The sequence below is a fragment of the Janthinobacterium sp. PC23-8 genome (assembly GCF_002250505.1).
Lineage (GTDB): Bacteria > Pseudomonadota > Gammaproteobacteria > Burkholderiales > Burkholderiaceae_D > Janthinobacterium.
The window spans coordinates 642,264-656,355 of sequence record NZ_NJGY01000003.1 but is presented as its reverse complement, the minus strand read 5'-3'; the positions used below and the strand labels follow the sequence as shown (position 1 = coordinate 656,355).

17 protein-coding genes are annotated in these 14,092 nt (G+C 62.1%); 10 read left to right on the top strand and 7 right to left on the bottom strand.

Going from position 1 to position 14,092, the window contains the following annotated elements; genetic code table 11:
* Positions 1 to 7: 7 nt before the first annotated feature.
* From CD932_RS22475 to CD932_RS22465, 3 genes are read left to right on the top strand one after another with little or no spacing between them, the layout of a single operon-like run.
* Positions 8 to 379: a hypothetical protein gene (locus CD932_RS22475; protein WP_094444988.1), complete on the top strand. Its 372-nt coding sequence runs from the start codon at positions 8 to 10 to the stop codon at positions 377 to 379.
* Positions 379 to 855, top strand: coding sequence for a hypothetical protein (locus CD932_RS22470; protein ID WP_094444987.1), 477 nt, complete (start codon positions 379 to 381; stop codon positions 853 to 855). Before CD932_RS22475 ends, CD932_RS22470 begins: the two co-directional genes overlap by 1 nt.
* 9 nt (positions 856 to 864) lie before the next feature.
* Positions 865 to 1,581 carry a hypothetical protein gene (locus CD932_RS22465; protein ID WP_176461090.1) on the top strand — a complete coding sequence of 239 codons (717 nt, stop codon included), beginning with the start codon at positions 865 to 867 and terminating at the stop codon, positions 1,579 to 1,581.
* On the opposite strand, the gene CD932_RS28440 is transcribed toward CD932_RS22465, so the two are convergent.
* Positions 1,569 to 1,802 carry a hypothetical protein gene (locus tag CD932_RS28440; protein WP_141213345.1) on the bottom strand — a complete coding sequence of 78 codons (234 nt, stop codon included), beginning with the start codon at positions 1,800 to 1,802 and terminating at the stop codon, positions 1,569 to 1,571. The two genes, CD932_RS22465 and CD932_RS28440, sit on opposite strands and share 13 nt — an antisense overlap.
* Between CD932_RS28440 and CD932_RS22460 the strand changes: the two genes are divergently transcribed.
* From CD932_RS22460 to CD932_RS22450, 3 genes are all read left to right on the top strand, one after another.
* Positions 1,794 to 2,879 carry a hypothetical protein gene (locus tag CD932_RS22460; RefSeq protein ID WP_141213344.1) on the top strand — a complete coding sequence of 362 codons (1,086 nt, stop codon included), beginning with the start codon at positions 1,794 to 1,796 and terminating at the stop codon, positions 2,877 to 2,879. The genes CD932_RS28440 and CD932_RS22460 overlap by 9 nt on opposite strands.
* A 3-nt stretch (positions 2,880 to 2,882) precedes the next feature.
* Positions 2,883 to 5,051, top strand: coding sequence for a hypothetical protein (locus CD932_RS22455; RefSeq protein ID WP_094444984.1), 2,169 nt, complete (start codon positions 2,883 to 2,885; stop codon positions 5,049 to 5,051).
* Positions 5,052 to 5,148: 97 nt separating this feature from the next.
* Positions 5,149 to 7,122, top strand: coding sequence for a hypothetical protein (locus CD932_RS22450; protein ID WP_141213343.1), 1,974 nt, complete (start codon positions 5,149 to 5,151; stop codon positions 7,120 to 7,122).
* Here CD932_RS22450 and CD932_RS29545 read toward each other — a convergent pair whose 3' ends face one another.
* Complete coding sequence (locus CD932_RS29545) at positions 7,123 to 7,269, bottom strand: hypothetical protein (protein WP_254926719.1); 147 nt, start codon at positions 7,267 to 7,269, stop codon at positions 7,123 to 7,125.
* 46 nt (positions 7,270 to 7,315) lie between these two features.
* Here CD932_RS29545 and CD932_RS22445 point away from each other — a divergent pair, with 46 nt between their 5' ends.
* The 4 genes from CD932_RS22445 to CD932_RS22430 all read left to right on the top strand — a co-directional run bounded on the left by CD932_RS22445 (position 7,316) and on the right by CD932_RS22430 (position 9,250).
* Positions 7,316 to 7,603 (top strand): hypothetical protein, encoded by a 288-nt coding sequence (locus tag CD932_RS22445; RefSeq protein WP_254926718.1) that lies wholly within the window; start codon positions 7,316 to 7,318, stop codon positions 7,601 to 7,603.
* A gap of 26 nt (positions 7,604 to 7,629) precedes the next feature.
* Positions 7,630 to 8,085 (top strand): glycoside hydrolase family 104 protein, encoded by a 456-nt coding sequence (locus CD932_RS22440; RefSeq protein WP_094444981.1) that lies wholly within the window; start codon positions 7,630 to 7,632, stop codon positions 8,083 to 8,085.
* On the top strand, positions 8,082 to 8,594 hold the full coding sequence (locus CD932_RS22435; protein WP_094444980.1) for a hypothetical protein: 513 nt from the start codon (positions 8,082 to 8,084) through the stop codon (positions 8,592 to 8,594). Before CD932_RS22440 ends, CD932_RS22435 begins: the two co-directional genes overlap by 4 nt.
* A gap of 233 nt (positions 8,595 to 8,827) precedes the next feature.
* Positions 8,828 to 9,250, top strand: coding sequence for a hypothetical protein (locus CD932_RS22430; protein WP_094444979.1), 423 nt, complete (start codon positions 8,828 to 8,830; stop codon positions 9,248 to 9,250).
* Positions 9,251 to 9,271: 21 nt separating this feature from the next.
* Here CD932_RS22430 and CD932_RS22425 read toward each other — a convergent pair whose 3' ends face one another.
* From CD932_RS22425 to CD932_RS22405, 5 genes are all read right to left on the bottom strand, one after another.
* Positions 9,272 to 10,663 carry a nucleobase:cation symporter-2 family protein gene (locus CD932_RS22425; protein WP_176461116.1) on the bottom strand — a complete coding sequence of 464 codons (1,392 nt, stop codon included), beginning with the start codon at positions 10,661 to 10,663 and terminating at the stop codon, positions 9,272 to 9,274.
* 269 nt (positions 10,664 to 10,932) lie between these two features.
* Positions 10,933 to 11,448 carry a glycoside hydrolase family 19 protein gene (locus tag CD932_RS22420; RefSeq protein ID WP_254926717.1) on the bottom strand — a complete coding sequence of 172 codons (516 nt, stop codon included), beginning with the start codon at positions 11,446 to 11,448 and terminating at the stop codon, positions 10,933 to 10,935.
* Positions 11,445 to 11,873, bottom strand: coding sequence for a hypothetical protein (locus CD932_RS22415; RefSeq protein ID WP_094444977.1), 429 nt, complete (start codon positions 11,871 to 11,873; stop codon positions 11,445 to 11,447). Before CD932_RS22415 ends, CD932_RS22420 begins: the two co-directional genes overlap by 4 nt.
* 68 nt (positions 11,874 to 11,941) lie before the next feature.
* Entirely contained in the window at positions 11,942 to 13,234 is a 1,293-nt protein-coding gene (locus CD932_RS28435; RefSeq protein WP_141213342.1) for a hypothetical protein, read from the bottom strand.
* Positions 13,235 to 14,089 (bottom strand): hypothetical protein, encoded by an 855-nt coding sequence (locus tag CD932_RS22405; RefSeq protein ID WP_094444975.1) that lies wholly within the window; start codon positions 14,087 to 14,089, stop codon positions 13,235 to 13,237.
* Positions 14,090 to 14,092 lie beyond the last annotated feature (3 nt).

Here is a 14,092-nt window from a genome sequence, read left to right as displayed (position 1 = left end):
GGTATCCATGGCCTCGAACAGGACATTCCGCTTCGGCCCGATCGCACTGAGCGCAACACTGACCACCAATCTACTCAGTCCGCCAACCGCTACCGGTGGCGTCAACGCCGGCGCATCGCCGCAATACATCGTGCTCAAGCATATCCGTGTGACCAACAAGACGGCCGCCGCCGCCGCATTCTCAATGTTCCTGGGTGCCACCGGCGCGAATGCCGCCGGTACCGAGGTAATCGGCGCCGGCCAGCAGGTGCCGGCCAACCAGTCCTACGACTGGTACGGCATGCTGCGCCTGGATGCTGGCGAGTTCCTGGTGGGCGGCGCCGGCACGGCCAGCGCGCTGACCATCTCCGGTGAAGGCGAGATTGGGGTGGCAGGTTGATGGATACGCAGCATGCCGCCATGGATAACGCTCTCGATGCGATCGAGGCAACGCACACGCCGACCAGAGCGCAGATCCTGGACATCGAGCGCTATATTCTCCAGTGCCCACAGGTCGAAACGCCGATTCGCCACTACTTCTCGCCAGGCATTTATGCGCGCGAAATGTTTATTCCGGCCGGCACGGTGCTGACTGGTGCCGTGCACAAGACCGAGCATATCTCCCTGTTCGTTGGCGATATCACCGTACTGACCGATGGCGGCATGCAGCGCCTGACCGGCCACCATACCTTCGTCAGCAAGCCGGGCGCCAAGCGCGTGGGCTACGCGCATGCCGACACCTGGTGCACGGGCTTCTTCGCGACCGACGAAACCGATATCGCCAAGCTGGAAAACGCCCTTGTCGAGGACGCACATTTGTTGCAGTCAAGCACGCCAGCGATCACCGCAACCCACCCTTTGAAACTGGAGGCCTAAATGTTTGGCATGTCAGCAGCTACCGCTGCAGTAGTAGGCGCCGGCGCGGCCACGCTCGGCGGTGCCCTGATCAACTCGAAGGCGGTCGGCAAAGCGGGTGACCAGCAGGCGCAAGGAACTGCCGACGCGCTGGCGGAAAACCGGCGCCAGTACGACCAAAACCGCGCCGACTATGCGCCGTACCTGGCAACCGGCACCAAAGCCCTCGGCACGTTCGCCAGCGAAAACGACACCCCACTCGACCGGAGCCAGGTGCAACTGGACCCCGGCTACCAGTTTGGCCTGGATCAGGGGCAGCAGGCCATCAACCGCCAGACGGCGGCGGCCGGCGGCCGCATCTCAGGTGCGGCCCTGAAAGCAGCAGCGCAATACGGCACCGACTACGCAACCAGCGGCTACAACACCGCCTACAACCGCGCCAACCAGGCGCGCAGCGATCGCTTGAACCGCCTGGCAGCGCTGGCGCAGATCGGCCAGACCAGCACGCAAAACGTCAGCGCCCTGGGTGAGCAAAACACGGCATCCAACAATGCCCTGACGCGCGCCGCCGCCAACAATGCCGGCGCCGCAACGCTGGCGCAGGGCAATATCTGGGGTAATACGGGTAACCAGATCGCCGCGCTGTATGGCCGCAGCGCAGGCGGTACCGGCGGACAGGGCATCACCGAAGGCGCGACCAACCAGACCGCCAATTTCAATGAATACGGCTACGGCTACTCGCCTTGATTGGAACTGAAATGGCAGACGACAATATTTTCCAGCAGTATCTGAAGGCCCCAAAATCGGTCACGGAATACGCGGCCGACTACGATGCAGCCGATGCGCGAAAACAGGCGCTGCGCCAAAATGCCCTGGAGCTGGCCGCCGGCCAGCAGAAGTACGACGACGGCGTGCAGTCCCGCCAGCGTGCCGACCAGCTGCGCCAGGCGCTGCTGGGCTTGCCGCAAGGCGCCACCGACGACCAGCGCATCCAGGCGATGCGCGGCACGGCCTCGCCGGAAGGCTACGCTGCCGCCGACGCGCTCGACAAGTCGCTGATCGAGCGCCGCAAGGGCATTGCCGCTGCCAGCAAGGACGACGCCGAAACAGCCGTGAAGAAACTGGCGCAGTCGACCGCCCTGCACAATTTCCAGGCGCAAAAGCTGGCCACCGTACAGAGCCCGGCTGATGCGCTGGCCTGGGCGGACGAAAGCAACGCCTTGGGGCTGTTCTCGAAGCCAGGCCAGTACGAACAAGGTATCGCTCGCATCCAGGCTGTCGCCCAAGATCCAAAAGCATTTGCGCAATGGAAGGCTGATGCAATGCGCGGCGGGCAATCGGTCACCGAGCAGTTTCAGCAGCAGCTCGAACAGCTGAAGCAACGGGAGCAGGTGCGCCAGTTCGGTATCACCGATCAGCGCATCAAGTCGGAAGGCGATGCAAATCGTGGCGTGACCATCGCCGGCCAAAACAAGGTGGACGCTCGCGCCCGCGAAGCGGCCAGTCAAGGCCGCATCCCGACGGGATACCGCGCCAACCCTGACGGCTCCCTGGCGCCAATCCCCGGCGGCCCGGCTGACCCGAAAATCGTCAAAGGCAAGCCCACCGAGTTCGAGGGCAAGTCGGCGATCTTCGGCGCCCGCGCCGAGGAAGCGGACAAAATCCTCAGTCAGCTGAAATACAGCCCCGCAGCGGTCAACATAAAACGATCAATGGCAGACACGCCGCTGATTGGCGGCATGCTGGGTACCATGGCCAATAACCGGCTCAGCGATGCTGATCAGCAAGCCGAACAGGCCCAGCGGGACTTTATCAATGCGGTGCTGCGCCAGGAATCTGGTGCCGCGATTGGCGCGTCCGAATTCGACAATGCAGAAAAACAGTATTTCCCGCAACCAGGCGATAGCAAGGCGGTGATTCAGCAAAAGGCCAACGCCCGCAAGATCACCATCCAGGGCCTGAAACGAAACGCCGGTAACTCTGCTTTCACGGCAGGATCGGGCGCCGGCGCAGCCAAGCCATCCCTCAACGATATTTTCAAATAACTTATGGCCACCGTTCAAGAGAAAATCGCCCAGGCAAAAGCCGCCGGCTACAGCGATGCCGACATCGCCAGCCACCTGGCGGCTACGCCCGAATACGGCGAGAAGATCAAGGCCGCGACGAGCGCCGGCTATAAGCCGGAGGAAATCGTCAGCCATCTTGGTGGCGCGCAGCCTGCTGCAGCCGCGCCGGTTGCGGCTCAGGAAAAAGGCGGAGGCTTCCTAGATGGCGTGACGGCCGCCGCCGCCGGCGCCGGGACCAGCACCGGGCGTTTCGTCCTGGGCGCGCAACGCCTGGTGGGCAAAGGGTTGGCCGGGATTGATGGCGGCGCACCAGGCGCGCCGAATTCGTTTGTGGGCCGCGCCGGCAACTGGCTGGTCAAGGACGCCGAGGCTGGCCGCGCGCGCTTAGCCGCCGACATGGCGCCATATAAAGAGAAAAATCCGCTGTCCGCCATGGCGGGCGAAGTGAGCGGCGATATTCTCGCATCGCTCCCTGTGGGGGGTGCCTTGGTGAAAGGCGGCGCCAAACTGATGCAGATGGCAGGCATCACCCAGCAGGCCGGCAAGGTCATTGGCGCGCTGCCTCGCGCCGCGCAGGCCGCCGGCGTGGGCGCTGCCTACGGCGGCGTGATGGGCGCCGCCAACTCTAATGCTGATACTTTCGCCGGATCGCTGGGCGATGCCGCCGCATCGGCCGCGACCAGCGCGGCGTTCGGCGGCCTTTCGTCGCCGGTGGTGAGCGGCCTGGGCGCCATTGCGCGCAACGTCAAGGGCCGGGTTTCGGAAACAGCAGCAGCCGAGTACGCCAAACAAAAAGTAGCTCAAGCCTTTGCGCGCGATGCCACTGGCGATTTGTACACCGGCGGTGTGTTGAACCCGCTGTCGCAGATCGCGAACCGGTTCAGCAAGCTCGGGCCTGAGGGTCGAATCGTCGATGCCGGGAGCTCCAATACCCAACAGTTACTCGACACGATGGCAATTCTCCCAGGTAGAACAAAGGAGGCCGTTAAAGTGGCCCAGCGTCAGCGCATGGCGACCGAGGGAGATCGTTTGCGCACTTCGGCCGAAGGCGCACTTGACACTGCGGGCCAGCGCCTACCCACGACGGTCGATTCACTGATTGCTCGCCGGACATTGGATTCCGCTCCGCTTTATGCTGAGCTGCGCCGCACCGACATCGTCCCGTCGCAGTCGCTGAAGGACCTCATGAAGAACGCCGATGAACTCGGCGTGACCAAGTTGGGCAAGGAAATCGCCACGGCACGTCAATTGCCATTCACGATCGATACTTCGCCCGCCAAGTGGAATATGGGCGACCTCGATCATGTGAAACAGGGTATCGATCAGGTGCTTAGCAGCCGCAAAGCAGTGTTGGCAGATGGGACGATGACACCGCTTGGCCGGGCGTACATGGAGCTGAAGGACGACCTGTTAAAACACCTTGATTCCGCCACCACTAATGCCACTACCGGGCAATCGCTGTATGCGAATGCCCGGCGCGCCTATGCCGGTCCTTCGCAATTAATTGATGCTGCCAATGCCGGTAAGCGCGCCATCAATCAGGATGAGGCCTCGATCAATTCTGTAATTCGTGGCATGAGCGACAACGAAAAGCAGGCGTTTCGGATTGGAGCATTTGAAGGCCTGCGCGGAAAATTGGGCATGCAGGGTGGTCGAACCGACATTATGAGCATGTGGAAAAACCAGACAACGCGCGAGCGGCTCAAGCCCATCTTCGGCACCGAACGGGCCTTCCGCGAGTTCACCAGCGACGTTTACCGCGAACAAAAATTCCGTCAACTGCAAGGCATCGGAGCAGGCTCCAAGACTGCAGAACGACTCGGGGCCATGGCTGATTTGGATGTCTCAGCAGTAAAAGACGCAGCCGGCACGGTGGCTGGACTCAAAACAGGCAATATTCTGGCCGCCGCCGGCTCAGCCAAAAACGCTTGGAACCGCGTGGCCACGCCCGAAGCCGTGCGCAATCAGATGGGCCAAATGCTGCTCTCGCGCGGTCCCGGCGCGCAGCGAGAAATGAATGCGCTGGCCGCGCTGGTGCAGCAGATCAACGACAAGAACCTGCAGCTGTCGACGCGCGTCGGCGTATTGGGCGGCGCTGCCGGTGCCAATAGTTTGCCGCCACTCGTACCGGTCCAGATCCCGCAGCAGTAACCCGCAACACCATTCCCTACCGCAGGCCGCCTCCCCAGGCGGCTTTTTTGTTCCAGCCTCGCCGATGCGGGGCTTTTTTGTTTCCAGGGCCAACCCCATGTCAGCAAGCCAGCCAGCACTATTCAACGTCCAGGAATTCACGGACAACGGCGTCACCCTGGTAGGTGGCCGCCTGTACACCTACGCCTACGGCACCACCGCATTCAAGGCCGCCTACACCGACCCCGAAGGCACAGTACCGCAGACCTACACGGCCGATGGACTGGGCGGCCAATACATCGCGCTCAATGCGCGCGGGGAGCTGCCGACGCCGCTGTATCTCGCCTTTGGTGCGTATGACATTGCGTTGAAACGCGCGGATGGATCGACAGTGTGGACCCGCCGCGCTGAGCCTACGGTAGGCGGCGCACCAAATGGCGCATTGATGGTCGGTGCAGATGACGGCAAGGCGGGCACCATTTTTACAACGGTTGCGGGATTTATCGCCAAAATACTGTCGTCGTCTGGATCAGCGTTGATGGGATTCATTCAGGCAGGCATTGGCGCAATCGGTCGGTCGATTCAAAGCAAGCTGCGAGAGAACGTGTCGTTGCTTGATTTTATGGACGAGGAAACGCGAGCGGCAGTTGCCAGCGGCGTCTATACCGCCGAACTACGCGCCAAGATGTTGATCGCGGTAAATGCAGCATGGGAATCTGCGCTGACGAGACGGCACAACCTATACGCCCCCAATGGTCACTACGAATTGGGGGAATTCAGCTTCCCCTGGAGGCAATCTATTGTCGAAGAATTACTCGACTGCAAAGGGGTGACGCTTTTTTGCCAAGGCCCAGGCGCCGTATTTCGCACGCTATCAGTCCATGGCGCAGATGTATTTCAATTTAATGGCGTCTCAAATTTTAGTGTGTTTGGCTACCCTACTCTGACAGGCTCACTGCTCGGCACTGAGGGATCGGGCTCAAATGGCTGCTCCATCACCGGTGGCAGCAAGAATCTTTACCTGGAAATCTCCCCGAATAACTGCGAGTCTATTGATAAAGGTACATTTTCCGACGGAGGCAAAGGCGCCACAATCCAGTCTGATGCGACCCCATTGCAACTCGGAACAATAACGCTAAAAATTCTCGCCAAGGATTGTTATCAAGGGTTCGGTTTTGAAGCCGGGCTTGTCAACTTCCTTGATAAAGCCATAGCTGTGGATGTCGATATTGTGGCAGAGAATTGTTTTACTGCAGTGGCTATTGGTGCGGGGGCGGCAATAGGCCCGATTCCACCAGGGACGCATACCGGGGTGCGGGTTCGAGGTCAGTCGATCAATTGTCAGAAAGATGTCTTCCTGGCGCGCGCGCACGGTGTCCAGGTCGATATGCAGATCGTTACTACCAAGACCGAAGCGGAGCGCCGCCTGGACCCGCGCGGCAGCTTCTGGGATGCTGACGACCTGATTGTCGAGGCGTTGCGCTGCACGTACGCGAAGAACTCACAAATCAATATTACTGGTAACAAGGGGGACTGCGCATATAAAGCCGCCATCGGCGGCACATCGGCCGGCGTCAGTGGGCAGAATGGTGCTACGGAGCATTGCAATATCTTTTTGGATGTTGGCGGCACCGCGAGTGTGATTGATGTACTGCCTGTCGATTTTGGCGGTAACGGTTTATCTAACAGCATCTTGGAGATCACGCAAACCACGTCCCCCACATTGCATCCAGACTTTTATTTGGCATCGCGCGATAACACGCTGATTATCGGCCCATCCTACCGCCTCAGGTCGCCTACGTTGTCGGGGCGCGTGAACTTCGCACTCGGTTCGGACGGCACCACCGAGTCGGCCGCGATCGATATTTTCGGAGGGGTTGCCGGCCTGCAGGGGCGCGGGACGTCGACAGCCGGCGCCGTAGTGGCCGGACTGTATGACAGCGCCGGCAACCTGCGAATGGGCATCCGTAACGGAAATGGAATCGTCGTCGATGGCGCCACGAGTAGCGCGCCAGTCGGCTCGTACCTGTCGAAACTGGCGATCTACAACTCGGCCGGCGTTCAAATAGGCTATGTGCCCATCTATCAGTAATCACCCAACCCGCTTCGGCGGGTTTTTCATTTCCACCACCTGAAAGGCTTTCATGGCCATCGAAACAACCGCCGCCGGCGGCGCACTGATCAAAATTTTTGGCATCCCGGTCTTGGCCGGCGCTGCCGCAACCTCACTGGGATTCATGTTTATGTGGCCAAAATCTGCAAAAGAAGCATTCGTCCGGTTTTTCGTGACGATTGTATTTTCCGTCCTGATGGGGCCGGCCCTGGTGGTGGCCGTCCGTTCGTGGTGGCCCAGCCTGTTCGACAACGCCAAGGACGTGGCCGTGATGTACGGCAGCGACCCGGCCTTGGGCTTCCTGTTCATCGCCGCACCGCTGATGGTGGCCGCCGGCCTGCCAGCCTGGTGGGTGCTGGGCGCCTGCGTGCGCTGGCTCGACAAGCGCCGCGACAAGGATATCGGCGATCTGGCGCGCGATGCGGCCGCGATCGTCAAGGATGTGCGGGGTGGCCTGTGAACTCAAACCTCAAGGCATTTCTGGATATGATCGCCTTTGCCGAAGGCACAAGCACGAGCCCGGCGACGCGCAGCAACGGTTACGACGTGATTGTGACCGGCGTCGATGGCCGGCCGGAGGTTTTCACGGATTTCCGCGCGCACCCGTTCGCTGGCGGCCGCAAGTCCAAGGTCATTAATAGCCGCGGCCTCACGTCGAACGCCAGCGGCCGGTACCAGTTCATGCTGCGCGACTATGCGCACTACAAGGCGCAGCTCAAATTACCAGATTTCGGCCCTGCCTCGCAGGATGCATGGGCGATCCAGTTGATCCGCGAGCGGCGCGCGCTGCCGCTGATCGAGGCGGGGCTCTTTGCCGAGGCCGTTGCCGCCGTCAGCAACCTGTGGGCATCGCTACCTGGTGCGAACTACGCTGGCCAGCCCATGCGTCCGCTGGCAAAGCTGCAGGCTGCGTATCTTGCCGCCGGCGGGGTGCTGGCGTGAGCGCGCTGGCCAAGGTTCCTGGCTGGCTATATCTCGCCGCGGCGCTGCTGCTGGCCGGCACCATCGGAGCGGTATTCTTGCACGCACATGGCGTCGAGCGGGGCAGGACGGCCGTGCAGGCGCTGTGGGATGCCGAGAAGACCACGCGCGCCACAGCAGAATCGAAAGCGGTGGCGCAGCGCGTCGCCGAGAACCTGGCGCAAGCCAAACAACAGGCCGCCACCGCGCTGGCCATCACGAAAGCCTACGCCGATGAAATCAACACTGTCCGCACTCGCCTTGCTGCTGATGAGCGCATGCACAAGCCTGCCTTCTGTGCAAGTGCAGGACCTGCCGCCCCGACCAATGCCGACGGCGCCGCCAGCGGCATTGAAGCCGATCCCGCCGGCGGGCTACTTCCTGACGCGGTGGAGCGAGATATTCAAGCCTTGATCCTGCAGACGGAAGAGGTGGCGGCCACTGGGCGCGCGTGCCAGGCGTTCGTGCGCGCGAACGGCATGGCACGATAAAATCAGGCTGGAATCGTTCCGCAAACAGTAATGAGGCCGAGCATCCATGCGGCCTACAGGCGGTTATAATAGTTACTTTTGCGGAACGAAAAAGCGCGCTAAGTCGTTGATTTATATGAATTTCGCAACTGACTTAAAATCTCCCGCCTGTAAGGGCGTGCCGGTTCGATTCCGGCTCCGGGCACCAGCGCTTATGCTGGCTGCAACGGTGGCGCATACTCACTTCTGTCTCCATGCAAAAACCAACCCTGCGCTATCTCCACCTGACGCCCGACAGCGATTTTCCCGTGCTGGAAGACTTGCCGCCCTTCAAAGCCATCGTAATCGTTGACGCCGAGGTGGAAGAAATGGTGATGTGGGCAAGCTGCCGCGCACTGGTTGCGGCCGGTTGCCGGTACGCGTCGGTCTGGGGTACGCAGTGCGAAGCGTGGCATGACGCCATCGACGATGCGTATCTGGAGGCGACCAATTATGACGACGTCGCGCCCGAAAATTCCCTGGTCACGAGCTGGCACGAAGACGAGGAATTGAGCGAGGTGTTCTGGTTCGCCAGGCACCGCGCCGTGCATGCCGCCGAGTTGCGCGCGACATTGATACTGCATATCGCCGACGCGCCGCGCCGCGATGAACTGGAAGCGACCTGGCGCGACGCCTGAGCCGCCTCTTTTCACTCCTGCCTATTCACTGCCGTGGCTGCTGTCGCACGCCCTGGTGTGCGCTTCTTCCTGCGATCCTGGTCCATTGAAGAACAAGTTCAACAGGACCGCCGCGATCGCCGCCAGCAGGATGCCGCTGTGCAGCAGCGGTGACAGGGCCTTGGGCATATGCTGTGCATACTGCTCGGCGACCAGGGGCAGCATGCCGAAACCGATCGCCAGCGCGACGATCAACAGGTTGTTGCGGTTGCCCTTGTAGTCAACGCCGGCCAGGATACGGATGCCGGTGGCGGCCACCATGCCGAACATCACCAGGCCCGCACCACCAAGCACAAAGGCCGGCACGGCTTCGGCGGCCTGGGCGATTTTCGGGATCACGCCCATCACCAGCAAAATGATGCCGGCGGCCACGCAGACCCAGCGGCTGCGCACGCCCGTCACGCCGACCAGGCCGACGTTCTGCGAGAACGAGGTGTAGGGAAAGGTATTGAAGACGCCGCCGATCAAAGTGCCCAGGCCGTCCACGCGCAAGCCACGGCTGATATCTTCGCGGCCGATGCGTTTGCCGGTCATTTCGCCCAGCGCCAGGAACATGCCCAGGGACTCAATCATGACGACGATCATCACCAGGCTCATGGTCAGAATGGCGACTGCGTCAAAAGTCGGCATGCCAAACTGGAACGGCGTGACGATGGCGAACGCCTTGGCGCTGGCGACCCTGGCAAAATCCGTCTTGCCGAGCGCAAAGGCCAGCGCCGTGCCGGCAATAATGCCGGTCAGCACGGCGATATTGACGAGGAAGCCGCGGCCGTACTTGGCCACCAGCAAAATGACCACCAGCACGAACAGCGCGATGCCCATATTGTCCAGCGCGCCATAGGCGGGATTGGCGATCATCGGCGCAGGACCACTGCCCGCCGCCGCCACAAATGCCGGATCGGCAATCTTCGCCATCGATGGCGGCCCGCCCATGGCCCAGTTCACGCCGACGCGCATCAGCGACACGCCGATCACGACGATGATGCTGCCCGTCACCACCGGCGGAAACAGCCCCAGCAGGCGCCCGATCAAGGGCGCGAGCAGCATGGAAACGATGCCCGCGCCGATCACCGCGCCAAAGATGCCCGTGACGCCCAGTTCGGGGTTGTTCGCCATCGCCAGCATCGGGCTGACGGCGGCAAAGGTGACGCCCATCATCACCGGCAGGCGGATGCCGAAATACCTGCCGATCCCCAGCGACTGGATCAGGGTGACCAGGCCGCAGCAGAACAGGTCGGCGCTGATCAGGGCGGCTACCTGCTCGGGCGGCAACTTGAGCGCGCGGCCGACGATCAGCGGCACGGCAATGGCGCCCGCATACATCACCAGCACATGCTGCAGGCCCAGCGTGAACAATTTGCCGGCCGGCAGCATGTCATCGACGGGGGACGGCGTGTCGCCAGGCGTTGCCGTGATGCTGCGGGGGATCGCTGTCAGGTGAGGTTTTGCCACGGTACGCTCCATTTCCGGTAAGCCTGCCGCACCAGGTCGGCAAGCATGAGACGAGAAGAACATCGTATGCCACCATGCATGCATCGTGCCAGCCCGCCGTGCACGGCACGGTGCAAAAATGTCCATGCCGCCATGCCGGCAATGCCTGCCTGCACTGTTTTCTGGCGTGGCTCACCAAAACGCGGCGAGCCCTATGCCAGCACCTTGCGCGCCACCTGGAACAGCGCCAGCCGCTCGGCCAGGCCATTGCGGCCGCCATTGATGCGGCGCGTGACCTTTTCCTGGTCGCCCAGGTCGGCCAGCAGATTCAATCCGCGCGACTGCCAGAACCAGGCCGCCGAGCGGCAGGCGGCTACCGGCTGCTCCAGCAATTGCGGTGCAGCCAGCAAGTTCAATCCCAGCGCCACGCCGCACGCCGCGTAATTGGCGCGGCCCGTCACCTGCAGCAGGCCGCGCCCCTTGAAGCGCACGCCGTCGCCCGCCACCACATTGCCCAGGTCGCCACGTCCTTCATAGGCCGCGCCGCTGGCCAGTTCGCGCACGTAACGCAACTGCGCCGATTCATGACCGACCTGCGCCAGGAACGAGGCCTGGCGCACCGGCGTATCGATGCCGAATTCCTGCATCGCGGCAGTCAAGGGCGCCAGGTACAGCGCGGCGCGCTGGCCGGCAAACGGCATGATGGCCAATAATTGCGCGCCCGTCACAGCACACCGCGCACGTCTTTGACGACGGCGGCGGCATCGGCCGCTAGCTCGCCGATATCCTTGCCGCGCCGCTTGTCGAACCAGCGCACGCAGGCGCCCAGCACCCACCACGCGGGCAAACCGGCCGCCACCATCAGCGGCGCAGCGATGAAAAGGAAGCCCGTGGCCGGGTCGCCGCCATACAGGCCGGCCACGGTTTTCGCGCTGTCGAACAGGCTGGGCCACCACGACAGCACGGCCGCCACCAGCGCCGGGCCGATAAAGGTGGAAATGATAATGCTGGAAAAGAAACGGATAAATGCCTCCCTGGTCGAACGGGGCCACATGAACATGAAGCCCAGCGACGTGGCGGCGGCGCCGGCCAGCACCGGCACGCCAAACAGTTTGATCAGTGCGCCGCCAGCGGCGGTGGTTTCGATGGCCATGATTGCCTCTCTTGTGGTTGAAATGAAAGAAACCCGCCGAAGCGGGTCGATATTGGTTTGCTGACCTGTCATACGGCCTTGACCATCACATAGGCGCGGCCATCGGATTCGATCGAAATCACGCGCCCGACCGCACGCAGATACTGCGCCATGGTGATATCGTCCGCGTGCACGGCGGCGCCCGCAATGCCATCGCCATCCTGCACCGGCACAATGTAATCGCCAGGCTGGGCGCCCAGCACATTGACCGGCACGCGGCCGGCGATGGCGATGCGGTCAACCTTCTGGCGCGCGACCTCCAGGGCGGCCTCGAACGTGGCCAGCGCTTCCGCATCCTGCTGCACGGCGGCGGCGTGCGCGGCCAGGGCTGCGGCATAGGTGGCCTGTTTTACCGCCCACTCGGCATCGGTATCGCCGGGCGTTAGCACGTCCTGGTATTGCGGCGGATTGGTGTCGGGCAGCGGCTGCTGCTCGGTCACATCAAGACGACGCGGTGGCTGGACTGGCGCTGGGCCAGCTTGAGGGTCCGGGCGCGGCCCGATACTGCTCGCCCATGTGTCGCCACCGACGAATGACGGCATCGTCGATTTAATGGCGAACATGACGGCGTCCGCCCACTGATCGGTGATTGTATTGCCTGCCGTGATGCCGACGATCTGGCCCCTCGCGACAATGCCGCAGCCGAGGCATTTATGCACATATTCAGCATAGTCGTTGCCCCCTGTATTGACTGTTCCATTTGCGGATATGCTCCGGGCCGTTACCTCGGCCTTTGTCATGTACAACACCGAGCTTGGCTGATTAAATGTTCCGCCATCGCCACCGTACAACACAAAACTGGGGCTATTTTTATAGCCTGCGGCCATGATGAAAGCGCCCGAGGAAACCGGTGAGGAAATGCGCATCGGCCCGTGTACCTGGAGCAGATCCGGCTGCCCGGAATTCTCCAGCGTTTTTGCCCCAATCAATACGGCGCCTGTTTCAGTGATTCGGACTACCTCCCTGTACCCCGATGCGCCCGCGCCTGTCCCTGTCTCAAATGCGGTATATCCGGCGGAGCTCGCGGTGGGGTCTCCTGCGCCAACAATACGACTGCCGTAGCCATTCGTGCCGGGATAGCCGAATCGGATAGCTGTACCGGAAATACCTGCGCCGCCTGAGTTGGTAACCAGGGCCATCTGCTCGACAATGCCTGCCGTTCCGACGCGGGTTGCGGTGATGGTCGAGGCCGATGTCAGCGGCCCGGTGAGCGCACCACCCGTGAGCGGAAGTGCGTTGTATGGTCCGGTCGAAAATGCTGTGTACAGCAGATTCAGCCGCTCGTTGACGTTCGGCATGCCATCGTAAAAAAAATCAGCCATTTAAATCCCCTCGATCTGTAGTGGTGCGGAATACGTTTCAAAATACGGCGTGGCCACCGCGTCCAGGTTGCCGGCTTTGCCATATAGCATGTGATCCTGTTCCAGCAGCGGATCCGGGTTTTCCGGGAACAGGCTGAACAGCATCGCCTTGCCCTTGCCGTTCTCGCGCAGGATGCGCATCAGGCGCGCGCGGTCCATCGGCGTCAGGTGCGCCAGGTTGATATTGAGCTTGTCGCTGGTGGTGCCCACGGCCGTTTTCAGGTCGCCGGCGGCGGTGCGGTAATCCTCGCTACTGTCCTGCAGCTGCAACTGGGCGCCGTATTCGGCGTTGTACTCGGGCGACCAGTAATTACCCGCCACCAGGCGCGAGATTTCCAGATAGCCTTCGGGGCTTTGCGGCGCCGAGATATCGATCACCAGTTTGCGAACGCGCACCGACGGGAACCAGGCCACGCCGTCGGCGCCGCCGCCGCGCGCCCAAGTATTTACGCCGCCGGGCGTGTAGGCGTTCCAGCCCAGCGGTAGAACACCCCACGGGAACGAGCCGTGCACGGCGGCCGGGCATGGGAATATGCTGCCTGTGTCGAGCACGGGGATGGCATCGGCCGGCCGGGCATAGCCGCGCACACGCATGCGCGCGCTACTGGTCATGTTGGTAAAAATCAGCGCCACGCAGGCGATCGCCTCTTGGGTGGGCCATGCGGCAACGATAGTTTGTGCCGTGCCTGTGGCGCGCAGCACGGCGCCCTTGGCGTCGCGCTGCAAGTTGGCCGGGCCGAGCGCGCCGGCCTGGCTCGCTGCGGTCAGCACCGCACGGTCGGCGGCGTTGTCGTGGAGGATACGTAAATTCGTCATTTT